This is a genomic window from Borborobacter arsenicus, assembly GCF_003934165.1.
In the GTDB taxonomy this organism is placed as follows: domain Bacteria; phylum Pseudomonadota; class Alphaproteobacteria; order Rhizobiales; family Rhizobiaceae; genus Pseudaminobacter; species Pseudaminobacter arsenicus.
Map to the genome: position 1 here is coordinate 27,212 of NZ_RKST01000022.1, position 25,388 is coordinate 52,599.

At 61.0% G+C, this 25,388-nt stretch carries 18 protein-coding genes; 8 read left to right on the plus strand and 10 right to left on the minus strand.

Features of this window, described 5'->3' with window-relative positions:
- Nucleotides 1-214 precede the first annotated feature (214 nt).
- Together EET67_RS21025 and EET67_RS21030 are read right to left on the minus strand one after the other, a co-directional pair.
- Nucleotides 215-8,779 carry a glycoside hydrolase family 94 protein gene (locus tag EET67_RS21025; RefSeq protein ID WP_128628181.1) on the minus strand — a complete coding sequence of 2,855 codons (8,565 nt, stop codon included), beginning with the start codon at nt 8,777-8,779 and terminating at the stop codon, nt 215-217.
- A gap of 372 nt (nt 8,780-9,151) precedes the next feature.
- Nucleotides 9,152-9,496: a RidA family protein gene (locus EET67_RS21030; protein ID WP_128628182.1), complete on the minus strand. Its 345-nt coding sequence runs from the start codon at nt 9,494-9,496 to the stop codon at nt 9,152-9,154.
- A 224-nt stretch (nt 9,497-9,720) separates the two neighbouring features.
- Here EET67_RS21030 and aztA point away from each other — a divergent pair, with 224 nt between their 5' ends.
- The 5 genes from aztA to EET67_RS21055 all read left to right on the plus strand — a co-directional run bounded on the left by aztA (nt 9,721) and on the right by EET67_RS21055 (nt 15,059).
- On the plus strand, nt 9,721-10,542 hold the full coding sequence (gene aztA / locus EET67_RS21035) for a zinc ABC transporter ATP-binding protein AztA (RefSeq protein ID WP_128628183.1): 822 nt from the start codon (nt 9,721-9,723) through the stop codon (nt 10,540-10,542).
- 8 nt (nt 10,543-10,550) lie between these two features.
- A complete protein-coding gene (aztB, locus tag EET67_RS21040) occupies nt 10,551-11,417 on the plus strand; it encodes a zinc ABC transporter permease AztB (RefSeq protein ID WP_128628184.1) in 867 nt (288 codons plus the stop codon).
- Nucleotides 11,418-11,435: 18 nt separating this feature from the next.
- Complete coding sequence (gene aztC, locus EET67_RS21045; RefSeq protein WP_128628185.1) at nt 11,436-12,404, plus strand: zinc ABC transporter substrate-binding protein AztC; 969 nt, start codon at nt 11,436-11,438, stop codon at nt 12,402-12,404.
- 124 nt (nt 12,405-12,528) lie between these two features.
- Nucleotides 12,529-14,598 carry a 3-hydroxyacyl-CoA dehydrogenase NAD-binding domain-containing protein gene (locus EET67_RS21050; protein ID WP_128628186.1) on the plus strand — a complete coding sequence of 690 codons (2,070 nt, stop codon included), beginning with the start codon at nt 12,529-12,531 and terminating at the stop codon, nt 14,596-14,598.
- Nucleotides 14,599-14,723: 125 nt separating this feature from the next.
- Nucleotides 14,724-15,059: a protein tyrosine phosphatase family protein gene (locus EET67_RS21055; protein ID WP_128628187.1), complete on the plus strand. Its 336-nt coding sequence runs from the start codon at nt 14,724-14,726 to the stop codon at nt 15,057-15,059.
- 23 nt (nt 15,060-15,082) lie between these two features.
- Here the strand turns inward: EET67_RS21055 and EET67_RS21060 are convergent, their stop codons facing one another.
- A complete protein-coding gene (locus tag EET67_RS21060; RefSeq protein WP_128628188.1) occupies nt 15,083-15,550 on the minus strand; it encodes an Lrp/AsnC family transcriptional regulator in 468 nt (155 codons plus the stop codon).
- A 137-nt stretch (nt 15,551-15,687) separates the two neighbouring features.
- Between EET67_RS21060 and hppD the strand changes: the two genes are divergently transcribed.
- A complete protein-coding gene (gene hppD / locus EET67_RS21065) occupies nt 15,688-16,800 on the plus strand; it encodes a 4-hydroxyphenylpyruvate dioxygenase (RefSeq protein ID WP_128628189.1) in 1,113 nt (370 codons plus the stop codon).
- A gap of 32 nt (nt 16,801-16,832) precedes the next feature.
- Here the strand turns inward: hppD and EET67_RS21070 are convergent, their stop codons facing one another.
- The 3 genes from EET67_RS21070 to hmgA form a co-directional block, all read right to left on the minus strand.
- Nucleotides 16,833-17,369 (minus strand): DinB family protein, encoded by a 537-nt coding sequence (locus EET67_RS21070; protein ID WP_128628190.1) that lies wholly within the window; start codon nt 17,367-17,369, stop codon nt 16,833-16,835.
- Nucleotides 17,370-17,483: 114 nt separating this feature from the next.
- A complete protein-coding gene (locus EET67_RS21075) occupies nt 17,484-18,497 on the minus strand; it encodes a fumarylacetoacetate hydrolase family protein (RefSeq protein ID WP_128628191.1) in 1,014 nt (337 codons plus the stop codon).
- A gap of 77 nt (nt 18,498-18,574) precedes the next feature.
- On the minus strand, nt 18,575-19,888 hold the full coding sequence (gene hmgA, locus EET67_RS21080; RefSeq protein ID WP_128628192.1) for a homogentisate 1,2-dioxygenase: 1,314 nt from the start codon (nt 19,886-19,888) through the stop codon (nt 18,575-18,577).
- Nucleotides 19,889-19,965: 77 nt separating this feature from the next.
- Here hmgA and EET67_RS21085 point away from each other — a divergent pair, with 77 nt between their 5' ends.
- The gene (locus EET67_RS21085) at nt 19,966-20,496 is read left to right on the plus strand and encodes a MarR family winged helix-turn-helix transcriptional regulator (RefSeq protein WP_425359538.1); all 531 of its coding nucleotides are present in this window, start codon (nt 19,966-19,968) and stop codon (nt 20,494-20,496) included.
- Here the strand turns inward: EET67_RS21085 and tdh are convergent.
- The 4 genes from tdh to EET67_RS21105 form a co-directional block, all read right to left on the minus strand.
- Complete coding sequence (tdh, locus tag EET67_RS21090; protein ID WP_128628194.1) at nt 20,433-21,467, minus strand: L-threonine 3-dehydrogenase; 1,035 nt, start codon at nt 21,465-21,467, stop codon at nt 20,433-20,435. The two genes, EET67_RS21085 and tdh, sit on opposite strands and share 64 nt — an antisense overlap.
- A gap of 109 nt (nt 21,468-21,576) precedes the next feature.
- Nucleotides 21,577-22,041 carry a YybH family protein gene (locus EET67_RS21095; RefSeq protein WP_128628195.1) on the minus strand — a complete coding sequence of 155 codons (465 nt, stop codon included), beginning with the start codon at nt 22,039-22,041 and terminating at the stop codon, nt 21,577-21,579.
- Between the two features lie 86 nt (nt 22,042-22,127).
- On the minus strand, nt 22,128-23,315 hold the full coding sequence (locus EET67_RS21100; RefSeq protein ID WP_128628196.1) for a glycine C-acetyltransferase: 1,188 nt from the start codon (nt 23,313-23,315) through the stop codon (nt 22,128-22,130).
- Between the two features lie 96 nt (nt 23,316-23,411).
- Nucleotides 23,412-24,617 (minus strand): acyl-CoA dehydrogenase, encoded by a 1,206-nt coding sequence (locus tag EET67_RS21105; protein WP_128628231.1) that lies wholly within the window; start codon nt 24,615-24,617, stop codon nt 23,412-23,414.
- A gap of 277 nt (nt 24,618-24,894) precedes the next feature.
- Between EET67_RS21105 and queF the strand changes: the two genes are divergently transcribed.
- Complete coding sequence (gene queF, locus EET67_RS21110) at nt 24,895-25,356, plus strand: preQ(1) synthase (protein WP_128628197.1); 462 nt, start codon at nt 24,895-24,897, stop codon at nt 25,354-25,356.
- The last annotated feature ends 32 nt before the right edge of the window (nt 25,357-25,388 follow it).

Consider the following 25,388-nt stretch of genomic DNA (forward strand, 5'->3'; position numbering starts at 1 on the left):
AGCACGCCAATGCAGGATTCATGCCTGCCAGACCGTACCGACAATGCTCACATACAGTCTCGGTTCCGATTTCTCGAACAACATACGAACACGCATCGTAATTTGCCGTGATCAGTTAACGGATTGAGATTTAAGGAAAAATGGCACCGTTGCGGCAAAATAATGGCAGCCGGTGACCCAGATCGGGATTCTGGAAAAAATAATAATTCTTTTCTCAGCCCGGTATAGTCACCGTTACTTCGTAGTCACCGCCAGAATTGAGCTCGATATAGGCTTTGCGCGAGCGCTTGCCATCGATTTCCACACTGGCGGATTTTGCGCCCTTCGCACGGTTCACCCTGATGCGATACGTGCTGCCGGAAAGCCTGAGCGTGGCCTTGTAGCCGCTCCAACTGCTAGGCAGGACAGGATCGATAATCAGGCGCATGCCTTCGCGGCGAATGCCAAGAATGCTCTCCACTGCGGCACGGTACAACCAGCCGGCGGAGCCTGTGTACCAGGTCCAGCCGCCACGGCCGGCCTGTCCTGCGCCTGAATAGATATCGGCGGCCACCACATAGGGCTCGACCCGATAGTGTTCCGCAGCCTGTTCATCCAGCGAGTGATTGACCGGATTGATCATCCGCAGGCAACGATAGGCATCGTCGGCCTGCCTCATTTCGGCCAGAGCGATGACGAACCACGTCGCGGCATGCGTGTATTGGCCACCATTTTCGCGCACACCGGGCGGATAACTTTTTATGTAGCCCGGGTCTTTTTCCGTGCCCGAGAAGGGCGGGCTGAACAGTTTGATGATCTGGGCATCGTCATCGACCAGCATTTTCATGGCCGATTCCATCGCCGTCCTCGAGCGGACCGGGTCCCCTTCTCCGGACAATACGCTCCAGGATTGGGCGATCGAATCGATCTTGCATTCGTCGGAATCCCGCGAGCCAAGGGGCGTACCGTCGTCAAAGGAGCCGCGGCGGTACCATTCGCCGTCCCAGGCGGCATTTTCCAGCGCCTGCTTGAGGCCGCGGGCGTGTTTTGCCCAGGCGGTTGCACGCTTGTTGTCGTTCTGGCTGCGGGCAATGGCAGAAAAATCACCCAGCGTCTTCAACAGGAACCAGCCCAGCCACACGCTTTCGCCCCTGCCCTCCTCACCGACGCGGTTCATGCCGTCGTTCCAGTCGCCGCCCAGCATCAGCGGAAGGCCGTTGGCGCCCGTGCGGGCAATGGCAAGATCGAGCGCGCGGGCGCAATGCTCGTAAAGGCTCGCTGATTTCTTGGATTTCTCGGGTTCAAAGAACGCGTCATGCTCGCCCGGTTTAAGGGCCTGGCCCTCGATGAAATGTATCTTTTCATCAAGGAGCGCTGCATCGCCGGTGACCGACACATAGCGAGCCGTGGCATAAGCCAGCCAGACGACATCGTCTGAAATCATGGTGCGGACGCCAGCGCCGCTGCGCGGCAGCCACCAATGCTGGACGTCGCCTTCGGGGAATTGCCGTTGAGCTGCATTGACGATCTGGTCGCGTGCCAGCTTCGGATCGTGCAGCAGCAATGCCAACGTGTCCTGCAACTGGTCGCGGAAGCCGAAAGCGCCGCTTGCCTGATAAAACGCAGAACGCGCATGGATGCGGCAGGCCAGGCTCTGATAGGGCAGCCAGTGGTTGACCATCGCATCAAGCGCCTTGTCAGGCGTCTCGACCTGAAGCGTGTCGAGGAAGCCGCGCCAGCTCTGCTCGTTTTCGGCAAGCCGCAGTTCGAAATCCCGCAGGCGGTGATCGGCAACAAGGCTGGCGGCCTCTTCGGACGAGCCGGCATCGCCAAGCAGCCACAGCATCGACACCTCGCCGCCCGCCGGCACTTCCACATCGCGCGCGATTGCCGCGCAGGGGTCCGTGCCTGCCTCGATCCGCCCGGATAGCTCCAGCCCTTTCACCACGCAGTATGGTTCCTGGCTGGTCCCGTCGCGCCCCATGAATTCGTGGCGATCCGTAGTGACGGACTGCGCCGTGCCATCGGTGGCGAGGAACGCGACACGCTCGCCGAATTCCAGGCTGTAGGCATTTGTCGCCAGAAGCGCACCCGTCGCCGGGTCCAGCGAAGGCACGATTGTCGGTGCGGAGCGGGCGCGGTTGTTGCCCAGCACCCATTCCGCATAGGCATAGACACGCAACCGTGCGACGGCGGGGCCCGAATTGCGGATGCGAAGCCGTGAAATCTTGACCGGGTCGATCGGATCGACGACCTGCGTCAATTCCGTCGACAGTAACCCGTGGCTTGCCGAGAAGGTAGAGACGCCCTGGCCATGGCGGGTTTCGTAGACGATTTCCGGATTACGCAACAAGGCTGCCACCGGCGCAAAGCTGCGGCCGGTCGTCTTGTCGAATATGTAGATTCCCTCGCCCGGCCGGTTCGAAACAGGATCGTTCGACCACGGCGTAAGCTGGAAATCACGACTGTTGCGGCTCCAGGTGAAGGAGGCGCCTTCAGCCGAGGTATGGAAACCGAAAGACGGGTTAGACACGACGTTGATCCATGGATGCGGCGTCGTGCGCTGGCCACCGAGACGCACGACATAGTCGCGCCCGTCGCGATCGAAGCCACCGAAGCCGTTCCAGGCAACCAGCCCGGTGCCCTTGGCGGTCTGCGGTCGCCCAGTAGACGCAAAAACGACGTCAGGCTCGTCCGTATCAGCGGTGGCCTCTGCCTCGGCGATGGCCAGCGCATCCCTGGCCTGCAGCGCCGCCGCTTCGGCACGCTCGACCTGGTCGAATATGGTGCCGTTTCGCGTATGGAGCGCAATGCGTGCCACAGCCAGCAGCGTCTTGTAGGAGATTTCGTCCATGAGGTCGCGGCGCACGGCGAATATATGCTGGCGCGGCCCGAGTTCCTTGCCGCGCAGGCGGCTGTTTTCGCAAAGCGATTCAATGGCCTGCTGCAGATCCTGAACGTAGGACGAGGCCTGCTCGTTGACGATGACCAGATCGGCCAGGAGGCCACGGGCACGCATGTATTCCTGGAACCGCAATGCCTGGGCAATGATTTCCAGATCCGCCACATCGCTGATGCGCACGGCGAAGATCGGGAAATCTCCAGAGATCGCCATGGGCCACAGCGCTGACTGTCGGCCAAGGCTGGAAGCGATCATGTCAGGCGGCATGCGCAGGAACGGGTCCGGATAAAGCAGGTAGGATGCCAGCTTCTGGACATTGGCGGCATCGGCAAGGCTCAGGCCGAAATGACGCGTCTGCACCTGCGAGCGGGTCCATGCGAGCATCGCCTGGCGCGCAAAGCTTTCGGCATGGTCGAGCCTGGTCATGGTGGTTTCGATCTCGTCGCGATCCGGCGCGACGATCGTCCAGAAGGTCAGCGATACCTTTTTATTGGCCGGAACGCGCACGCGGCGGCGCAATGCCATTACAGGATCGAGGACGAAGCCGGCATTGCCTCCGAGCCTGGCGCCCGCATCGAAGGCAGCGGCATTGGCAATTGTGCGGCCCCTACCGATAAAGGCTCGCCGATCCGTCTCGGCTTCGCTGTCACGTTTCGAGCCGGACGCATCGGTCACGAAATGGGCAAGTTCGATATCCGGCTCGTGGGCGGCCCGCTTGCGGCGCCTGGCAAAGATCGCGTTGTTGTTTGCAGCGATTTCGGTTTCCACGAACATCTTAGAGAAGGCCGGATGGGCGCTGTCGGCAGCCTCAGGCGCCAGCACAAGCTCCGCAAACGACGTCACCTCGATATGGCGGTCGGAATTGCCGTCATTGATAAGGGTGATACGCCTGCCCTCACCATTGCCTTCCGAGACAACGATGCACTCGACTTCCGTGCGCAGCGTGCCGACCATCTTGATGAAGGTGACCTTGTCATCGCAGAACAGTGTCTGCGCATGCTCGGACTCTGCGCGCTTCGGCTCGGTCGTGGCCGACCACCACTCGCCGGTGTCGGTGTCGCGCAGGAACAGATAGGTCCCCAGCCTGTCCTCGGTCGGGTCGGGCTGCCATCTGGTCACCGCCAGATCGTTCCAGCGGCTGTAGCCGGAGCCCGTTGCCGTCACCATGACCGAATAACGGCCATTCGACATCAGATTGGTCGAACGCAGCGCCTTTTCAGGCTCGATGATCAGCCGCGTGTCGGCGCTTTGCTCGATCAGATCGGTCTTGCCGCGCTCATCGGCTTCGGTGCGCACAGTGGCGACCGGAATATCACGCGGCGCCTTTTCCTGAAGCAGCAATTCGGCCGCCTCGATCACCGGATCGCTGTGGAAACGATCGCGCATGCGCCCTTCGAAAATCGCATTGGCGATCGCGACGATCGACATGCCCTGATGATGCGCCATGTAATTGTAGACGACGGCATAGCTGCGGCCTTCAGGCACGCGCTGGGGCGTAAAGTCGACGGCGTCATAATAGCCGTAACGCCCCATGGCGCCGAGCGTGCGCAGCCTCTGCAAATTCTGCACAGCCTCTTGCGGCATGAATTGAGCCGCCAGCGCGGTCGCATAGGGCGCAATCACCGTATTGTGCCCCAGGCCACGCTTCAGCCCGAGGCCAGGCACGCCGAAATTCGTATATTGGTAGGTCATCTCCCGGTCGCGGCCATTATAGGCGGCTTCCGAAATGCCCCACGGCACCTTCTTCGAGCGGCCGTATTGAATCTGCCGCCTTATCACCAATTTGCTGGTCTGGTTGAGCAGACCGCCCTGCGGCTCCTTCATGACCAGAGGCGGCATCAGATATTCGAACATCGAGCCGGACCACGACATCAGTGCGCCCTTGAAGCCGATCTCGACGATCGGCCGGCCAAGCCGGAACCAGTGCTCGGTCTGGATATCGCCCTTGGCGATGCCGAAAAGGCTGGTCAGACGGGCTTCAGACGCCAGAAGGTCGTAGCAGCTTTCGTCCAGTTGGTGCTCTTCAACACGGTAACCGATCGACAACAGCTTGCGCTCACGCCGCATCAGGAAAGAAAAATCCATCTCGAAGGCGAAACGACGCGCCCGTTCCTGCAGGTCCTCCAGTTTCGTGCGCAGCGTTTCGATCGACTTTTCATCGCTATGCGCATCGTGGACATGCGCCTCGCAGGCAGCTTCCAGCTTGGCTGCCCACTCGATCAGCATTTCGCTGCGTGCCGTGCCGACCTCGGTGTGGATGGCACCCGCCAGCTTGCGGATCTCGCCCGACAGCACGGCCAGGTTGATGGTGCGGATCGAGGCCATTTCAGGCTGCGCCTTGATGGCGTCGACTGCCCTGCGCATCCCTTCGATACGGTCGTGCAAGCGCTGGCGCAGCGGCCGCAACTGGCGCCGGTCGTCAGGCAGGTCGGCGAGGTTTTCACCAAGGATCGCAACGGCATCGAGCAATCCGTCAAAGTCGCCCTGCAGGTGGACGGAAGGTGCTTCGGCCCATTCGGCGCAGGCGGCGGCAACCGCAATCAGATGCCCGGCCAGATTGCCGCTATCGACGCTCGATACATAGAGCGGATAGAGCGGCCGCAGGGTCGCAGTGTCGTACCAATTGTAGAGATGCCCCTGATAGCGCCCCATGCGCTCGATGGTGCCGATTGTCTGGTCGATGCGGTCCGCGGCCTCCGCAAGACTGATCCAGCCGAAATCGCGCGCCGAAACCACCGAAAGCAAGTAGACGCCGATATTCGTCGGCGAAGTGCGGCGGGCGACCACGGGCGTCGGCGTCTCCTGGAAATTGTCGGGCGGCAGCATGTTGTTTTCGGCCGTCACATAGGTTTCGAAATAAGCCCATGTGCGGCGCGCCACGGTGCGCAGCCTGTTCACGTCCTCCTTAGAAATGCGCAGCCTGTCCTCTGTCTCGGCCGAACGGCTGATCAGCCAAGCAAAAGCGGGCGAACCCGCCCAGAAGATCGCGAAGAAGAAGGCGACGAAGCTGCCCGTCGAGTCTGCGGCGACCGGAATGGCAAGGCCGGCGATCGCGATCACCACCGCGCCCTTCATCAGGCGGTAATAGGAAAGAAGGTCGTTGCCGCCGCTTTTATGCGCATCCGATGCCGTGCGCCATTCGAGCAGGTTTTGCCGGCTCACAAACAATCTGTAGAGCGTGCGGACCACCGCATCGGCCATCATCCAGGCCAGATGCGCCATCAGCACGACACGCAGCGCCACCATTGCGGTGCCGAAAGCAACGTCTCGCGTCAACGCGCTGAAATGGCCACGCGCCGTCATGTCCCGGCTCTTCGGCAGCAGGGAATTGACGATATCGAAGGTCGGGGCCATGAACAGGCTGAGCGTCAGCAGCGCTTGCCACTGGGCAGCCTGGGTAAAGGGGAGCAGGGTCCAGCCGGCAATCGCGGCGAGCACCCAGAAGATCGGCGTCAGCGAGCGGCGCAGGTTGTCGGTCATCTTCCAGCGCGAGAGGGCCGGCACCCCGGATTTGGGGTCGAATATGAAGCCCAGAAGCTGCCAATCGCCCCGCGCCCAACGGTGCTGCCGGGAGGCATCGACGGAATAGCGCGTCGGATAGTCCTCGACCACCTCCACATCCGTCACCAGCGCCGAGCGGGCCAATGCGCCCTCCAGCAGGTCGTGGCTGAGAATTGTATTTTCAGCGATCCGCCCCTTCAGGGCCGCTTCCATCGCATCGATGTGGTAGAGCCCCTTGCCGGTGAAGGACCCGTCGCCGAACACATCCTGATAAAGGTCGGAGACCGCGAAGACATAAGGATCCAGCCCGCGATTTGCCGAAAAGACCCGCTGGAAGAACGAGGCTTCGTCGCCCGTGGTCAGCGAGGGGGTGACACGCGGCTGGAGAATGGCATAGCCCGTCGTCACCAACCGCTGCCTTGCGTCGAATTCGGGACGGTTGAGCGGATGGCGTAGCTTGCCAGCCAGGCGGGCCACGGCACCGCGCGTCATCCTGGTGTCGGCGTCGAGTGTCATCACATGGACGATGCCCTCGGGCAGCGGTTGGCCGGACGGCAGGAACGTCGTGTCGGCGTCGCCGCGCAGGAGCATGTTCAACTCATGCAGCTTGCCGCGCTTGCGTTCCCAGCCCATCCATTTGCGTTGCGCCTGATTATAGAGCCGGCGCCGATGGAGGAGATGGAAAAGCGGAGAGCCCTCCGCCGGATAGCGCGCATTCAGCGCGGCGATCTCGGCCCTGGCATAATCGAGGATTTCCTTGTCGCCCGCACTCTGCTCGATGTCGCTGTCGGGCCAGTCGGACAGCAGGGCGTAGTGGATTTCGCCGTGCATATTGGCGAGGTGGTGGATTTCCAACTGGCGGATATTCTCATCGACATCGTCGCGCGAGCCGATGAGCGACGGCACCACGACGAGGGTTCGCGCCTCCGCCGGTATGCCTTCCTTATATTCATAGCCAACCAGGCGAGTCGGCTTGAGAAAGAGCAGCACGATGGTGTTGAAGAACGCCATGGCGCCTTCGCTTGCCGGTACGGCAAAAAGCACCAGCATCAGCGTGATTGCGGCGGATGACAGGCCGATATTGGCAAGAGCCAGACCGGTCATGGTCAGCAAAAGCGCTGTCAGCGCAAAAACGGGAATGACGATCCCGGTCCAGCCGGTGCTGCGGAATGCGCGGCACAGCCGCAGCCCGAAATTCGGGCGATAGCCTATCGCCTGTTCGAATTCCGGCCGTTTCTGGCCGACCAGGAAGAAGCCGACATTGTCGTAGCCCGAACGGCGCTCTCCGACGACCGCGGCGGCACTCGCCGGCCGCGGCTCCTCCACCATTCCTATCGCCCGCTCGGCCACCTCATACTCGCTGAGCTTGGAGCGGCGCGCCAGATCCTCGATTGCCGTGCGATACTGATCGCGCGACTGGAAATCGAGTTCCGCAAAATCGGTTTCCTGCCGCAGCAGCGCATCCACCGGGCTGACGGACTCGAACCATAGCGTCCAGTCGACGTCATTGATCAGCCGCAGCCCGCGAATGATGTTGCCGGTCGTGACATTGCCGCTCGACAGCGTCTGGTGCTCGCGAATGATGATCTCTTCGGCGTCGGATCCGGACCGTTCGAGCTGGTTTTCCAGCCAGACCAGTGCCTTGCCGGAATTCTGCGAGCCGTCACGCAGCCGATAGAGCAGTTGCGTGGCAAATGTCGTGTCGCCGGCATGCTCCGTGTAGCCGGCAAGAATGGTGTGGCGATCCTGGCCATCACCGGCGGCCAACACCCGGTCGGCAACGTCATTGGCGATCTGGCGCATCTCATGCGCACGCTTCACCCGCACGGCAAGGCGGCGCAGATTTTCGATCAGCACGAAGCGCAGCAGCGAGGGCAGTGCCCACAATTCGCCGATCCGCATAGGCTCGACGGACTGATAGCCGTCGACAAGCGCCTTGAACGGGTCTGCCGCCACGGTGCTGTCGGAATGGGCGACATAAATCCAGGCCAGCGCCAATGCGCGCGGGACAGTCTGGCCGTCCGCCAGCTTGACTGTCGGCAATTCATGGTAAAAGCGGCGTGGCAGGTCACGCTTGATCTGGAAAATGGTCTCTTCAACCAGATAGTTGTTTTCCAGAAGCCATTGCGCAGCCGGCGTGATGGCATCGCCCCGTGCCTGGGCGGCATTGGTGGCGCGGTAGACTTCGAGAATCTTTTCGGCGTTTTCCCGGTTTCGCGCCTGGAAATCGAACGGCTCCAGCCCATGGAACTGGATGACCTCGTTGCGTGCCAGACAAGCGCCAAGTGCCCTCAGGCGATCTTCAGGCAGGAAATTCGAGCGGATTGGCTGTTCTGCGATCGCGGGAAAACTGGCAATAGCGCTTTTCAACTGGGCCGGATCAGTCTGAACATTCATCAGTATTAATTCCGCTCAACAACATTCAGCCACGCAACCAGCGCGGCAACCATGAAGCCAGAACCGTTCCGCACACGATTGGTTGCATCGCAACATGGACAGTGGAGTCACTTCGCGATGCAATATCAATTCGGTGGAAATCCGTTATTTAGTTTCCGCTGAAATGAAGTGGATCAAAATAGACGAAAAGGCTTCAAATTAGGCTTTTTCGTGTTATCGGCCATTCTCGACCATATTGTGACCGCGACCGATTATCGGCGGGGGCGGGGCAGCATGGTTCATGTGAGATGCGCGAAACTGCACCGCCGTGGAAATACGGCGGCGCAAGGTAATTCGGAGGAGCTTATTTAGCTCCCGCTTCCGGCTCGACGCCTAGATGGCGGCGGTGATGATGACCTCGACCTTGTAGTCAGGCGTGGCGAGCTTGGCTTCGCCGGTAGCGCGCGCGGGCGTATTGCCCTGCGGCACCCAGCTATCCCAGACGGCATTCATCTCGGCAAATGTGTTCATGTCGGCCAGCCAGATGATGGCCTGAAGGATCTTGGTCTTGTCCGTGCCGGCCTTGGCGAGCAGCGCATCTACCGAGGCCAGGACAGCTTTGGTCTGCTCGGTCACGCTGGCGCCCGGCGCGCCGACCTGTCCGGCGAGATAGACGGTATTGTTGTGGATGACGATATCGCTCATGCGAGCACCGACATCGATACGGCGAATGGTCATGATTGATCCCTTCCGGTTGCTGTTGGCCTTCCTTAGGTTTCGAAGCGTTAGCCGGCAAGACCGTCAAGCGAAAAGGCGCCATATCTCCCCATCTTTAGGTTGCAAACTTATAAATCTGAGGAAAGCTGCGTCATCGGCGCAGGCGCCCCGATTGACTAATGTAATAACATCACATATCCAGCAACGGACGATCGACTCCCGACATCCGTCAAGCGGACCGTTTCATGGCTGATGCCTGCCTTAGATTTCATGACCTTACGCTCGGCTATAACAGCCACCCTGCCGTGCACCATCTAAACGGCACCGTGCGGACCGGCTCTCTCACCGCCATTGTCGGCGCCAACGGCTCGGGCAAATCCACCTTGATGAAGGGCATCGTCGGCGTGCTCAAGCCGATGGCCGGCTCCTGCATCAATGCGAGTGGCGCACGCATCGCCTACCTGCCGCAACAGTCCGAGCTCGACCGCTCCTTTCCCACCCGCGTCATCGATCTGGTTACCCTGGGGCTTTGGCCGCGGCGTGGGCTTCTGGGCCGCCACACACGGGAGGACCGTGACAAGGTCGTAAGCGCCCTGAAGGCCGTCGGCCTCGAAGGGTTCGAAAACCGGGCACTCGACACGCTTTCCGGCGGCCAGTTGCAGCGCACGCTTTTTGCCCGCGTATTGGTGCAGGATGCCGACCTGATCCTGCTCGATGAACCTTTCAACGCTGTCGATGCCAGGACAGTCGGTGACCTGATCGAACTGATCAAGCACTGGCACGCGGAAGCGCGAACCGTCATGGTCGTCGCCCATGACCTCGACCTGGTGCGGACGCATTTTCCCGAAGCCCTGCTTCTGGCGCGCCAGCCGATCGCCTGGGGCGATACAAGAGAGGCGCTAAGCACGAAAAACATGATGCGGGCGCGCCGCTTCGACGAAGCCTGGCATGAGGATGCGCCCTGGTGCGAGCCGGAAGACCACCAGCACGATCATGCCGGGCATGACCATCACGGACATCATGTCGAAGAACCCGCCTCCCAGCGACCCGATTCACAGGTGGCTTGAGTCACGAGATGTATGATTTCCTGATCGCCCCCTTTGTCGAGTTCGGCTTCATGCAGCGCGCTCTGGCAGGTTCGCTGCTTTTGTCGCTCGGCGCTTGCCCGGTCGGGGTCTTCCTGATGCTGCGGCGCATGAGCCTGACGGGCGACGCGATGGCGCATGCGATCCTGCCGGGCGCTGCAGCGGGGTTCCTCTTGTTCGGACTGCAGATCGTGCCGATGACCATCGGCGGGCTGGTCGCCGGCGCCATCGTCGCAATCGGCGCGGGTGCAATTTCACGCTTCACCGTCCAGAGGGAAGACGCCTCAATGGCGGCGTTCTATCTCATTTCGCTGGCACTCGGCGTGCTGATCGTATCGTTGCGCGGTTCCAGCGTCGACCTGATGCATGTGCTTTTCGGCACTGTGCTCGCCCTCAGCAATGACGCCCTGACGCTGATTGCGTTGATTTCAGCCATCACGCTTGTCGTGCTGGCGATCTTCTGGCGCGCCGTCGTCGCCGAATGCCTCGATCCGCTGTTCCTGCGGTCGGTTAGCCGGCTCGGCCCTCCGGTGCATTTCATCTTCCTGGGCCTCGTCGTGCTCAATCTGGTTGGCGGCTTCCAGGCCCTTGGCACGCTGCTATCGGTCGGGCTGATGATCCTGCCGGCAGCGGCCGCCCGATTCTGGACCGCACGGGTCGGGCCGATGTGTGCAATTGCTGTCGTGATTGGCATCGCATCCTGCGTTGCCGGCCTGCTGATGTCCTATCACGCCGCCCTGCCCTCGGGCCCGGCCATCATCCTGTCGGCCGGCGCAATCTATCTGCTTTCCACCATTTTCGGTACGCGCGGCATCTTCAACACCCGCGTGCGCCATCACCGGCACCGGACTGCCTAACCATCCAAGGAGACGCCAATGCTCAAAGCCCTTCGTCTTGCCGCCATTTTGAATGTTATAATATTAAGCCCTCTTGCGATCTCCCATGCCGTGGCCGAGCCGCTCAAGGTAGTCGCCAGTTTTTCCATCATCGGCGATTTCGCGAAGAATGTCGGGGGCGACCGCATCGAACTGACCACGCTGGTGGGACCGGATGGCGATGCTCATGTCTATGAGCCAAAGCCTGCCGATGCCGTGGCGATGGCCTCAGCCGATGTGGTGCTGGTCAATGGCCTCAATTTCGAAGGCTTCCTGCAGCGGCTGGTCGATGCCAGTGCGACCAAGGCCGCCGTTGTCGAACTGACCAAGGGCATCGAACCTATCACCATGAAACAAGAGCATGAACATGCTGACGAAGGGCATGACCGCGAGGAAGGCCATGACCATGCAGATGCGCATGAGCATCATCACCACGGCGACATTGACCCACATGCATTCCAGTCGGTCGCCAATGCGAAAATCTATGTGAAGAACATAGAAGACGCCTTCTGCGCTGCCGACGCCGCCGGCTGCGACACCTATCGCGCCAATGCGAGCGCCTATAGCGAAAAACTGGCCGCCACCGAGGAGGAGATCAAGGCAGCGGTAGCCTCCATTCCGGCGGATAAGCGGGTGATCATCACCTCACACGACGCCTTCGGCTATTTCGAAAACGCCTATGGCCTGACATTCTTGGCGCCTGAAGGCATTTCGACGGAAGCCGAAGCATCGGCTGCCGATGTCGCCGCGCTGATCAAGCAGGTCCGGGAAGACAAGGCTTCGGCCATTTTTGTGGAAAGCATCACCAATGCAAGACTGATCGAGCAGATTGCCACCGAAACCGGGCTGAAGGTCGGCGGCACGCTCTATTCCGATGCGCTTTCGCCGGAAGGCGGCCCGGCCGCGACCTATATCGAGCTGATGCGCAGCAATATCGCCACCATCAAGGGCGCGATCCTCGGCTCCTGAGAAGATTTCGCAGAAAGCCTCCCAAGGCAGTTGACCGAGCCTCCCGCTTTCCCCTACCCAACAAGGCAGAGGAAAGCGGGGCTGAGTTCATGGCAGCCGACCATACCGCATTGAGGAGGTTTGCATGACTGAAGCCGTCACCGTCACCCGCGAAGGCGAGATCGCCATAGTAACGATCGACAACCCGCCGGTGAACGCGCTGAGCTTTCACGTCCGCCAGCCGCTTCAGCAGGCAATCGCCACACTGCGCGACGACGCAGCGGTGGCCGCCATCGTGATTACCTGTGCCGGCCGCACCTTCGTTGCCGGGGCTGACATAACCGAGTTCGGCAAGCCGATGCAGCAGCCTGAATTGCGCGACATCATCGCGACGCTTGAAACTGTGGACAAGCCGACGGTCGCGGCCATTCATGGCACCGCGCTGGGCGGCGGACTGGAACTGGCACTCGGCTGCCATTTTCGCGTCGCCGATGCGAAGGCCCGGCTTGGCCTGCCCGAAGTGAAGCTCGGACTGCTTCCGGGTGGCGGCGGCACGATACGCCTGCCTCGCCTTGTCGGCGCGGAGAAGGCGCTGAAACTCATCGTCTCCGGCGTGCCTGTCTCTGCGGGCGAAGCGCTATCATCTGGCCTCGCCGATGCCGTGTTCGATGCCGACCTCGTCGCCAATGCAGTCGGCTTTGCCCGTAAGAAAGTGGCGGAGGGCCATAAACCGATCGCCGTGCGGGACCGCACGGACCGGCTGACCGGCACCGATCTCGCTGCCTTCGACAACCAAGCGGCAGAGCTTGCCAAGAAGGCGCGCGGGCTGGAAGCGCCGCTTGCCTGTGCGCAATCGGTGCGTAACGCCATCACCCTGCCCTTCGATGAAGCGCTGGCCAAGGAGCGCGAACTGTTTGCGAAGCTGGTTGCCGGCGACCAGTCGCGCGCCCAGCGGCATCTGTTCTTCGCCGAGCGCGAAGCGGCGAAAGTGCCCGGTATCGGCAAGGAGGTTCAGCCTCGCACGGTCGCCCGCGTCGGCATCATCGGCGCCGGCACCATGGGCGGCGGCATTGCCATGGCCTTCGTCAATGGCGGTATTCCGGTGACCCTTTTGGAAATGAACCGCGAGGCGCTGGATCGCGGCCTTGCCACGATCGAGAAGAACTATTCGATCTCGGTGTCTCGCGGCTCTCTGAGCGAAGACGCCAAGGCCAAACGCATGGCGGCTTTCAAGCCCACCACCGACTATGCCGATCTCGCCGATTGCGATCTGGTGATCGAGGCTGTGTTCGAGGACATGGCGGTGAAGAAAGAGGTCTTCGGCAAGCTCGACAAGATCGTGAAGCCAGGCACCATCCTTGCCACCAATACGTCCTATCTCGACGTGAACGAGATAGCCGGCTCCACCAGCCGCCCGGAAAATTTTCTCGGGCTGCATTTCTTCTCGCCCGCCAATGTCATGAAGCTTCTGGAGATCGTGCGCGGCACGCGCACTTCGCCGGAAGCGCTGGCAACCGCTTTGGCTTTCGCCCGCAAGATCGGCAAGGTGCCGGTCGTGGTCGGCGTCTGTCACGGCTTCGTCGGCAATCGCATGTTGGGGGCGCGCGGCCAGGAAACGGAAAACCTGCTTCTGGAAGGCGCCTCGCCGCAGCAGATCGACAAGGTGTTCACCGATTTCGGCTGGCCGATGGGGCCGTTCCAGATGTGGGACCTCGCCGGGCTCGATATCGGCTGGCGCAACCGCAAGGCACAGGGCAAGACGGCGGTCATTGCCGATGCGCTCTGCGAGCAGGGCCGTTTCGGGCAGAAGACCGGGCGCGGCATCTATCTTTATGAAAGCGGCTCGCGCACGCCCGTGCCGGACCCGGAAGTCGCAGCGCTGATCGAAGAGAAAGCCAAGTCGGCCGGAATCACACGCCGTAGCATTTCCGCCGATGAGATCACCGAACGCACGCTTTACCCGATGATCAATGAAGGCACGAAAATCCTCGAGGAAGGTATTGCCGCCCGCGCCTCGGATATCGATATCGTCTGGGTGAACGGCTATGGCTTTCCGGTCGGCAAGGGCGGCCCTATGTTCTGGGCTGGGCTGGAAGGTTTCGGCAAGATTCTCGAGCGGCTGGAATACTGGCATCGACGTACCAGCAAGGACGTCTTCCGCCCTTCCGAAATGCTGAAGAAGGCAGCTCGGACCGGCAAATTGAGTGACGACTGATCCGCCGGCCTTTTCATGTCACAGTCGTTGGCCGCGTTGCGGTCGATGCCACGGCATGGCAAAGGCTCCCCGACAACGGCCGGACAATTTCGGCCGCAAGCGCGAACGAACCCATGAGGACCACCATGGAATACCGTCCGATTTCCGATGAATTTTCCGTGTCGGGGCAGATCAGCGCCGACCAGATCTCCACCATCAAGGCTGCCGGGTTCAAGAGCATCATCTGCAACCGCCCGGACAATGAGCAGCCCGGGCAACCATCGGCGGCCGAAATCCGCAAGGCGGCGGAAGCAGCCGGCCTCGGCTTTCGCTATGTTCCGGTGATCAGCGGGCAGCCGGCAACGCCGGACGACGTTGCCGCCATGGCGGCGGCATTGGAGGAACTGGAAGGTCCGGTGTTCGCCTATTGCCGCTCCGGCGCGCGCTCGACCAATCTGTTCATTGCCGTGCAGCAGGCGTAGCCACCTGCCAACGGCCCGGAAGGTCACAGCGGCAGCGACGACGTTTCCTTCAGCGTCTGCAGGACGATCGCCGTCTTCACATGCTGTACGGATTCATGCGGCAGCAGCACGCCGTTGACGAAATCGGCAAGCGAGCGCAGGTCGGGCGTCACCACCTTCAATATGTAGTCCATTTCGCCGGTCAGCGCGTGCGCCTCCTGAACTTCGGGCAGGCGCGCAAGAAGATCGGCGAAGCGCTGGGCATTGTCGCGATTGTGGGTGGCAAGGGTCACCGAAATGACGTTGACGAGCGAAAAACCCAGCCGGTCGCGATCGAGCACGGCGCGATAGCCGCGAATATAGCCCTCCTCCTCCAACCTCTGGCGTCGCCGCGAGCATTGCGACGGCGACAGGTTCACGCGCTCGGAAAGATCGCCATTGGTCAGGCGCCCGTCGTTTTGCAGAAATGACAGTATCTTGCGATCGAACTGATCCAAGCGCTCGTAATTCATGACTTTCCCTATCTCCATGCATGGGCTGTGCGCATTTTCGTCGTTCCCAGCACTCGAATGCAAGCAAAATGCACGCTGCGGGAGGTATAATTCAGTCATGTGAAAATTCCGGTTTTTTAAACCGAGAGGAGGATTTCATGGGCCCTTTCCCACATGATGCCCCGCCCGCCACGATCAGCAAGGCCAACCCTGCCGGCACCGATGGATTCGAATTCGTGGAATTCGCCCATCCCGAGCCGGAAAAGCTGTCGGACCTGTTTGCCCGCATGGGCTATGTGCCGGTTGCCAGGCACCGGACAAAGAACATCACCGTCTGGCGCCAAGGCGACATCAATTACGTGCTCAACGCCGAGCCCGGTTCCTACGGCATGAAGTTCGTGGAAAAGCATGGCCCCTGCGCGCCCTCCATGGCGTGGCGGGTGGTGGATGCCAAGCATGCTTATGACCATGCCGTGGCCAAGGGCGCTGTCCCCTATGACGGCGACGACAAGACGCTCGACGTGCCGGCCATTGTTGGCATCGGCGGCTCGCTGCTTTATTTCGTCGAAAAATACGGCGCCAAGGGCTCGGCCTATGACGCGGAATTCGAATGGCTCGGCGAACGCGACCCCAAGCCCGAAGGTGTCGGTTTCTACTATCTCGATCACCTCACCCACAATGTCTATCGCGGCAATATGGACAAGTGGTGGGCCTTCTACCGTGAATTGTTCGGCTTCAAGCAGATCCACTATTTCGACATTGACGGCCGCATCACCGGCCTGGTCAGCCGCGCCATCACCTCGCCTTGCGGCAAGATCCGCATCCCGCTGAATGAATCCAAGGACGAGACCAGCCAGATCGCCGAATATCTGAAGAAGTATCGGGGCGAAGGCATCCAGCACATCGCGGTCGGCACCGAGGCCATCTACGACGGTACCGACAAGCTCGCCGACAACGGGCTGAAATTCATGCCGGGCCCGCCCGACACCTATTACGAGAAATCGCAGACCCGCGTGCACGGCCATGACGAACCGATCGAGCGGATGAAGAAGCACGGCATATTGATCGACGGCGAAGGTGTGGTCGATGGCGGCATGACGAAAATCCTGCTGCAGATCTTCTCCAAGACCGTCATCGGGCCGATCTTCTTCGAGTTCATCCAGCGCAAGGGCGACGAAGGCTTCGGCGAGGGCAATTTCCGGGCTTTGTTCGAATCCATCGAGGAAGACCAGATCCGCCGCGGCGTGATCAAGGTCCAGGCTGCGGAGTAGGTTCCGCCCCAGATGATCCGCGTGCGGCTCGACTACAGGCCGAGCCGCTCCAGCTCATCCCGGCGCAGCGGCAGATCGTAGTCGAGCAGGAATTCGTCCAGTTGCGGCGGCTTGACCGAGGTGCCGGACAGCATCGCATGCACCTGCCCGCGATGATGAATCTGGTGCAGGAAAAGATGCGCCAGAAGATCGCCGATACGTTCCGGAATGATGCCGTCCTCGCGCCGGTCGGTGGGCACGTAACGATCGAGATCGGTTTCGATGAAACCGTCGCAGAAGCGGATCAATCGCCAATCGAAATCGGCCTGCGCCTGGGAGAGTGCGGCCGCATTGTCGAATGCACCAAAATCATCGAACGCCGCAGCGCCGAGCGGCCCTTCTTCGAGAAAATCCAGATAGAGATGGTCAACCGCCAGAATGTGGTTGAGCGTTTCCTTGATCGAAGGAAAGAAGCTGACGCGTTCCGCCTCGAACTCACCCGGCCGCAGCGCCAGCACGGCATGGTAGAGCCGGTCGTTGGACCAGCGATTGTTGCGCGCCATGCGGCGGTTATGGGTCAGCAGGTCCATTTTTCCCCGCTGGTTAGAGCATCGGACCGAAAAGTGTACTCGGTTTTCGGATTATTCCGATGCTCAATCAAGTGTTAGAGCGTCCTTTGTGCGTCCAAAAAGATGCACGGCGCTCTAAGCCTCGTGTCGTTGCACCGTCTGTTCGATGGCGCCGAAGATCGAATGGCCGGCCGTATCTTTCATCTCGATGCGCACCGTATCACCAAAGCGCATGAACGGCGTCTTCGGCGCGCCATCGGCAATCGTCTCGATCATGCGGATTTCGGCGATGCAGGAATAGCCCGCACCGCCCTCGCCGACCGGCTTGCCGGGACCGCCATCGAGTTTGTTGGAAACCGTGCCGGAGCCGATGATCGTTCCCGCCGCCAGCGGTCTTGTTTTTGCGGCATGGGCAATGAGCTGCGGGAAATCGAAGGTCATGTCGATGCCGGCATTGGCGCGGCCGAACGGCTTGCCGTTCAAGTCGACGCTGAGCGGCAGGTGAACCTTGCCGCCGTCCCAGGCCTCGCCCAGTTCGTCCGGCGTGACGGCGACCGGCGAGAAGGCCGAAGAGGGCTTGCCCTGGAAGAAGCCGAAGCCCTTGGCAAGCTCGCCCGGAATGAGCCCGCGCAGCGAAACATCATTGACGAGCATGAGGAGCCGGATCGCATCACGCGCCTGCTCCACGCTCGCGCCGAGCGGCACATCGCCGACAATCACCGCGACCTCGCCTTCCATGTCGGCGCCGTGGGCTTCGTCGACAAGCGGTATCGGGTCGCGGGGGGCAAGGAAACTGTCGGAGCCGCCCTGATAGATCAGCGGATCCGTCCAGAAGCTTTCGGGCATGGTGGCGCCACGCGCCTTGCGCACCAGTTCGACGTGATTGACATAGGCCGAGCCATCCGCCCACTGATAGGCGCGCGGCAGCGGCGAATGCGCGTCATTTTCGTGAAAGCGCTCAGAAGGAACCGCGCCTGTCTCCAGCGATTCGGCAAGCGCTTCCAGATGCGGGGCTATGCGCTGCCAGTCATCCAGGGCGGCCTGCAAGGTGGGGGCCAGGAAAGACGCATCGGTGCAGCGCGTCAGGTCGCGCGACACCACCACCAGCTTTCCGTCGCGCGAACCGTTCTTCAGTGTCGCCAGTTTCATGCAGTCCTCCCGTAATGCGACCACATCGGCCGCCTGCACTCACAACAAGCCCATTGCTCGCGCAGGTCAAGACATCGTCACGACCAATCGCCTTCCGGCGTGCCATTGAAGCGCTTTTTGAGGTCCTTCCAGCAGTCAATGTAATTGTCCTGCCGCGTTTCGGCTTCGGCGCTGTAGCGCGTCAGCATCTGCGGAAAGCGCGTCTCAAACATGAAGGCCATGGTGTTTTCAAGCTTCACCGGCTTGAGCTCCGCCCTGGACGCCTTATCGAAGCCGGAGGCATCCGGCCCATGCGCCAGCATCATATTGTGCAGGCTGGCACCACCGGGCACGAAGCCCTCCTCCTTGGCGTCATACTGGCCGTGGATCAGCCCCATGAACTCGCTCATGATGTTGCGGTGATACCAGGGTGGCCGGAAGGTATTTTCCGCCACCAGCCAGCGCGGCGGAAAGATGACGAAATCGACATTGGCCGTGCCTTCCTCGCCGCTCGGCGCCGTCAGCACGGTGAAGATCGACGGATCGGGATGGTCGAACAGGATCGCGCCGACCGGCGAATAGGTCGCAAGATCATATTTGTAGGGGGCATAGTTGCCGTGCCAGGCGACCACGTCCAGCGGCGAGTGATCAAGCTCCGTGACATGGAACTGCCCGCACCATTTCACGATCAGCCGGCACGGCGTCTCCTTCTCCTCGAACCATGCCGCCGGCGTCTTGAAGTCACGTGGGTTGGCCAGGCAATTGGCGCCGATCGGCCCGCGATCGGGCATGGTGAATTTTGCGCCGTAGTTTTCGCAGATATAGCCGCGCACTTCCGGATCGACCAATTCGACCTTGAACACCAGGCCTCGCGGCAGCACGGCGATCTCGCCGGGCCTCAGTTCGATCACGCCCATTTCGGTGACGAAGCTCAGCCGGCCGACCTGCGGCACCACCAGAAGTTCGCCATCGGCATTGAAGAAGTGGTCGTCCGTCATAGAGCGGTTGGCGACATAGACATGGGCCGCCATGCCGCTCTGGCCGAGCGCATCACCCGCCGTGGTCATGGTGCGGATGCCGGCGAGGAAATCCGTTGGCTGATCGGGCATCGGCGCGGGGTTCCAGCGATACTGGCCGAGCGCGAGTTCATGATCGCCGACATTCGGCGCGGTCTTCCACAGCGGATAGGCAGCCGATCTGAAGCGCCCGGTATGCTTGACGCTCGGTCGGATGCGATAAAGCCAGGAGCGCTCATTGGTGCCGCGCGGGGCAGTGAAGGGCGAGCCGGACAATTGCTCGGCATAGAGCCCGTAAGCCGGCCTTTGCGGCGAATTTCGCCCCTGCGGCAGCGCACCGGGCAGGCTTTCCGTTTCAAAATCATTGCCGAAGCCGGGCATATAGGCATAGGCCATGGCCATGCTCCCTGGTTGACGTAAATTTGTTTCAAACGTAACCATCGAAAATGTAACCATCAACTATGAGTGCGATAGTGGCCGACGATATTCTGGCGCTTGAGAGTTTTCTTCCCTACCGGCTCAACCGGCTGGCGGATGCGGTCAGCCGCGAATTTGCCGGCACCTATCGCGATCGCCATGGCCTGACCCGTCCGGAATGGCGGGTCTTCGCCACGCTCGGGCAGTTCGGAACCATGACGGCAACGGCCATCGGCGCACATTCGGCCATGCACAAGACCAAGGTCTCGCGTGCCGTCGTTGCGCTTGAACAACGCAAATGGCTGATGCGCACGCCGGATGCATCCGACCGGCGCATAGAACATCTGGCGCTGACCAAGGCGGGCGTTACCGCCTATCGGGAGATGGTGCCGCTCGCCAAGGCGTTCGAGAAAGAGCTTCTGCGGCGGCTGAAGCGCGCGCAGGCTACCGCTCTGATGGAGGGGCTGACCGCGCTGGAAGCCGGATTACTCGGCTCGGGTGCGGCGTCAGCGCCCGGAACGGCTCACCAGTCCATCACCACTTTGCCGGAATTGCCGCTTTTCATGGCTTCGAAGCCGTCGCGGTAATCGTCGATGCCGATGCGATGGGTGATGAGGCCCGACACGTCGAGCGGCCCCTGCACCAGCGCGATCATCTTGTACCAGGTCTCGAACATCTCGCGCCCATAGATGCCCTTCAAGGTCAGCATCTTGAAGATCACCTTGTTCCAATCGATCTCGAAGCCGGTCGGCGCGATGCCGAGGATGGCGATCTTGCCGCCATTGTTCATCGTGTCGATCATGTCGCGGAATGCAGGGGCAGCTCCCGACATTTCCAGCCCGACATCGAAGCCTTCGGTCATGCCTTCCTGGCGCATGACATCGCGAAGCTTTTCCTTCGAGGCATCGACCACATGCTGGACGCCGAGCTTGCGCGCCAGCTCCAGCCGTACGGGGTTGATGTCGGTGATGACCACCTTGCGCGCGCCGACGCATTGCGCGACCAGCGCGCCCATGATGCCGATCGGGCCGGCGCCGGTAACCAGCACATCCTCGCCGACGAGGTCGAAGGACAGTGCGGTGTGCACCGCATTGCCGAGCGGGTCAAAAATGGCGGCGATCTCGTCGGTTACATCGTCGGGGATCGGCACGACATTGTGCTGGGGGATCGCCAGATATTCGGCGAAGGCGCCGGGCCGGTTGACGCCAACGCCAAGCGTGTTGCGGCACAGATGCCCCCTGCCCGCCCGGCAGTTGCGGCAATGGCCGCAGACGATATGGCCCTCGCCGGAAACCCGCTGCCCGACCTTGTATTCGGTCACGGCCGCGCCAAAATCCGCCACCTCGCCGACGAATTCATGGCCCGTGACCATCGGCACCGGCACGGTCTTTTGCGCCCACTGGTCCCAATTGTAGATATGGACATCGGTGCCGCAGATCGCGGTTTTCCTGATCTTGATCAGCACATCATTGGGGCCGATTTCCGGCACCGGCACCTCGTCCATCCAGATTCCCGGCTCGGCCTTGGCCTTCACCAGCGCGCGCATCATGTCGGACATGATCTTGTTCCTATCACTCAGGCCACAAGCTTGTGTCCCTCGCGATCCGCTTCCAGTCAAGCATCAGCGCGAGTGATCGGCGATGGGCTGCCGGCAGAAATCGTCTTTCCTATTGTGGTGCCGCAGCTTGGTTGGCATTCCAGATATCGCGGTGGAGCTGCCACTTGCCGTCCGCCGCCTTCTTCCACACCACGATATATTTTCCGATCTCTTCCATGGTCTTGCCATCGGCGCCCGGCGCCTTGATCGAATAGGCTCCCTCTTCGACCGCCATATCGCCGCTTTCCTCGACTTCGATGGCTTTGAGCGTCAGGTCGGTTACCCCACCATCAAGCCAGTTCTGCCACAGTTTCTGGATGTTTTCGCGGCCTTCAATCCGCTCCTGGTTGGGTGGCAACATCGCGCCATTCTCGGTGTAGTGGGCTGCAACACCGGCCGCATCCTTGTTCTTGAAGCTGTCCATGACCTCCTTGTTGGCGGCTTCCACGCCGCTTTGCGCCGTCTGGGCGAAGGAATACGCCCCACCGGTGCTTGTCAGGAAAAGGGCGATCAGGACGACAGGAATTTCGCGCATTTTACATCTCCATAGCTCGTGGAAACGAAAAATCCCGCCGTTTTGATTTTACCCCTACAGCCTCCTGCAAACAATCAAAGGAGAACTCAGGAAATCACGCCCAACTCTTTTCCTACGACGCCGAACGCATCCACCGCCCTATCTATGTCATCGGGCGAATGCGCCGCCGACATCTGCGTGCGGATTCGCGCCTGGCCCCTCGGCACCACCGGGAATGAAAAGCCGATTACGTAGATGCCATGGTCGAGCAGTCTCGCCGCCATCTCCTGCGCCAGTGCGGCGTCGCCGAGCATGACCGGGATGATCGGGTGATCGGCACCGGCAAGCGTGAAGCCGAGCTTGCCCATGCCGGAGCGGAAGCGGTCGGCATTGGCGTAGAGGCGGCTCCGCAAGGCGTCGCCAGCGTCGATCAGTTCGAACACTTTCAGCGAGGCAGCAGCGATGGCCGGCATCAGCGTGTTGGAAAACAGATAGGGCCGTGAGCGCTGGCGCAGCCAGTCCACCATCTGCTTCTTGCCGCCGGTATAGCCGCCAGAAGCGCCGCCCAGCGCCTTGCCGAGCGTGCCGGTGATGATGTCGACGCGACCTTCCACGCCGCAATATTCGGGCGTGCCGCGCCCATGTTTGCCGACAAAGCCGACCGCATGACTGTCATCGACCATCACCATCGCATCGTATTTTTCGGCGAGATCGCAGATACCCTTCAGGTTAGCGATGATGCCGTCCATCGAGAACACGCCATCGGTGGCGATCAGCCGGAAGCGGCAGCCCTGCGCCTCCTTCAGCCGCGCTTCCAGATCCACCATGTCGTTATTTGCATAGCGCAGTCTTTTGGCCTTCGACAGGCGCACGCCGTCGATGATCGAGGCATGGTTGAGCGCATCTGAGATGACGGCGTCTTCCTCCGACAGCAGCGTTTCGAACAGGCCCGCATTGGCATCAAAACAGGAGGAATAGAGGATCGCGTCTTCCATGCCGAGGAAGGCGGAAATCTTCGCTTCGAGTTGCTTGTGCTCTTCCTGCGTGCCGCAGATGAAGCGCACCGACGCCATGCCATAGCCATAGCGGTCGAGAGCTTTCTTGGCCGCCTCGCGCAGTTCCTGATTGTCGGCCAATCCGAGATAGTTGTTGGCGCAGAAATTCAGCAACTTCCTGCCGCCGACCGCGATTTCGGCCGATTGCGGCGAGGTGATGATGCGCTCCGACTTGTAGAGTCCGGCCGATTTGAGGCCATCAAGTTCGGAATTGAGATGGGAAAGGAACGCTTGGGTCATGCGCGGCACTGTCGCGCCTTGCGGACTGAAAATCCACCGCAATCTGACTGTGCACTTCCCCCTCCGAGACTTCAGAGGGGGAAGATGAAACTATCGTCAGAAAAACGCCTGGATACCCGTCTGCGCCCGTCCAAGGATCAGCGCGTGCACGTCATGCGTGCCCTCATAGGTGTTGACGGTCTCCAGGTTCTGAGCGTGGCGCATGACATGGTAGCCGATCTGGATGCCATTGCCGCCATGCATGTCGCGTGCCTGGCGGGCGATATCGAGCGCCTTGCCGCAATTGTTGCGCTTGACGAGGCTTATCATTTCGGGCGCGAATTTGTGCTCGTCCATCAGCCGCCCGACCCGCAGCGAGCCCTGAAGGCCAAGCGCGATCTCGGTCTGCATGTCGGCAAGCTTCTTCTGGTAGAGCTGCGTGCCGGCGAGCGGCTTGCCGAACTGCTTGCGGTCCAGGCCATATTGGCGGGCGCGCTGCCAGCAATCCTCCGCAGCCCCCATCACGCCCCAGGAGATGCCGTAGCGGGCGCGGTTGAGACAGCCGAAGGGGCCCTTGAGGCCCGAGACATTCGGCAGCAACGCGTCTTCGCCGACTTCGACACCGTCCATGACGATCTCGCCGGTGATCGAGGCGCGCAGCGACAGCTTGCCTTCGATCTTCGGCGCCGATAGGCCCTTCATGCCCTTGTCCAGCACGAAGCCGCGGATGACATCCTTGCCGTCCTCGCCCCTGACCTTGGCCCAGACGACGAACACATCGGCGATCGGCGCATTGGAGATCCACATCTTGGAGCCCGAGATGCGCCAGCCGTCGGCCGTTTTTTCGGCGCGGGTCTTCATGCCGCCCGGATCGGAACCGGCATCCGGCTCGGTCAGGCCGAAACAGCCGATCCACTCACCCGAGGCCAGCTTCGGCAGATATTTTTTGCGCTGTTCTTCCGAACCATAGGCATGGATCGGATACATCACCAGCGAGGACTGCACGCTCATCATCGAGCGATAGCCGGAATCGACCCGCTCGACTTCCCGCGCCACCAGCCCATAGGTGACGTAGCCGGCGCCAAGCCCGCCATATTCTTCTGGAACCGTAATGCCAAGCAGGCCAGCCTCGCCCATCTCACGGAAAATTGCCGGATCGGTCTTTTCCTCCGCATAGGCCTCTTCGATCCGTGGCGCGAGCTTGTCGGCGGCAAAGGCGGCCGCCGCGTCGCGGATCATCCGCTCGTCCTCGGTCAGTTGATCCTCGAGGAGGAACGGATCGTCCCACACAAAGGAGGTGACGCTGGTCGCCTTTTTTTCCATATTCATTAAGTTCCCGAATTTACTTGAAGCTTGAAATATCACCTTAGCGTGGATTTCATCTCGGCGCAAAAGCCTTTTTCCTGCCCATTGTTGGCCAGATAGGAAAGAGCTCGCACAAGATGCTCCTTCTGGTTCTCACAAAATGCCCCTATAAGCACCAGCTAATGCAATCCTGACGACATCGACGTCGATAACCCGAAAGGGTTCATAAGTCGATACAACATGTTACGGCGCATTGATCATGCATGAATACATGGCGCCGCCGAGGAGCAAACCAATGACCATAACCGACAGCCTCACCCAGCTTGGCACGCATGTCGCAACGCCCACTTCACCCGAAACGGCGGTGCTTGAGACGGTGCCTTATTCGCGCCCCGGCGGCCCGCCTGCCATCGTGCGCTTCACCTGCCCCGAGTTCACTTCGCTCTGCCCGGTAACCGGCCAACCTGACTTTGCACATATCGTCATCGACTACGCACCGAAGGCAGCGCTGGTTGAATCCAAGTCGCTGAAGCTGTTCTTGACCTCCTTCCGCAATCACGGCGCCTTCCATGAAGACTGCACGATCATGATCGGCAAGCGCGTGGTCGAGGCGACGAAGCCGCTATGGCTGCGCATCGCCGGCTACTGGTTTCCGCGCGGCGGCATTCCCATCGACGTCTTCTGGCAGACAGGCACGCCGCCCGAAGGCGCATGGTTGCCCGACACCGGCGTTCCGCCCTATCGCGGACGCGGCTGAGTTTTGCTGCGCCAAGCGGATTGGCTTTCCCG

Excerpts from the sequence above, each read along its gene's own strand:
- tdh (WP_128628194.1), bottom strand. The coding sequence starts at position 21,467 with ATGTCCGACATGATGCGCGCGCTGGTGAAGGCCAAGGCCGAGCCGGGA.
- EET67_RS21060 (WP_128628188.1), bottom strand. The coding sequence starts at position 15,550 with ATGAATTACGAGCGCTTGGATCAGTTCGATCGCAAGATACTGTCATTT.
- EET67_RS21050 (WP_128628186.1), top strand. The coding sequence starts at position 12,529 with ATGACTGAAGCCGTCACCGTCACCCGCGAAGGCGAGATCGCCATAGTA.
- aztB (WP_128628184.1), top strand. The coding sequence starts at position 10,551 with ATGTATGATTTCCTGATCGCCCCCTTTGTCGAGTTCGGCTTCATGCAG.
- EET67_RS21105 (WP_128628231.1), bottom strand. The coding sequence starts at position 24,617 with ATGGAAAAAAAGGCGACCAGCGTCACCTCCTTTGTGTGGGACGATCCG.
- queF (WP_128628197.1), top strand. The coding sequence starts at position 24,895 with ATGACCATAACCGACAGCCTCACCCAGCTTGGCACGCATGTCGCAACG.
- EET67_RS21075 (WP_128628191.1), bottom strand. The coding sequence starts at position 18,497 with ATGAAACTGGCGACACTGAAGAACGGTTCGCGCGACGGAAAGCTGGTG.
- hppD (WP_128628189.1), top strand. The coding sequence starts at position 15,688 with ATGGGCCCTTTCCCACATGATGCCCCGCCCGCCACGATCAGCAAGGCC.
- EET67_RS21055 (WP_128628187.1), top strand. The coding sequence starts at position 14,724 with ATGGAATACCGTCCGATTTCCGATGAATTTTCCGTGTCGGGGCAGATC.
- EET67_RS21030 (WP_128628182.1), bottom strand. The coding sequence starts at position 9,496 with ATGACCATTCGCCGTATCGATGTCGGTGCTCGCATGAGCGATATCGTC.
- hmgA (WP_128628192.1), bottom strand. The coding sequence starts at position 19,888 with ATGGCCTATGCCTATATGCCCGGCTTCGGCAATGATTTTGAAACGGAA.
- EET67_RS21100 (WP_128628196.1), bottom strand. The coding sequence starts at position 23,315 with ATGACCCAAGCGTTCCTTTCCCATCTCAATTCCGAACTTGATGGCCTC.
- EET67_RS21070 (WP_128628190.1), bottom strand. The coding sequence starts at position 17,369 with ATGGACCTGCTGACCCATAACCGCCGCATGGCGCGCAACAATCGCTGG.
- aztA (WP_128628183.1), top strand. The coding sequence starts at position 9,721 with ATGGCTGATGCCTGCCTTAGATTTCATGACCTTACGCTCGGCTATAAC.
- aztC (WP_128628185.1), top strand. The coding sequence starts at position 11,436 with ATGCTCAAAGCCCTTCGTCTTGCCGCCATTTTGAATGTTATAATATTA.
- EET67_RS21025 (WP_128628181.1), bottom strand. The coding sequence starts at position 8,779 with ATGAATGTTCAGACTGATCCGGCCCAGTTGAAAAGCGCTATTGCCAGT.
- EET67_RS21095 (WP_128628195.1), bottom strand. The coding sequence starts at position 22,041 with ATGCGCGAAATTCCTGTCGTCCTGATCGCCCTTTTCCTGACAAGCACC.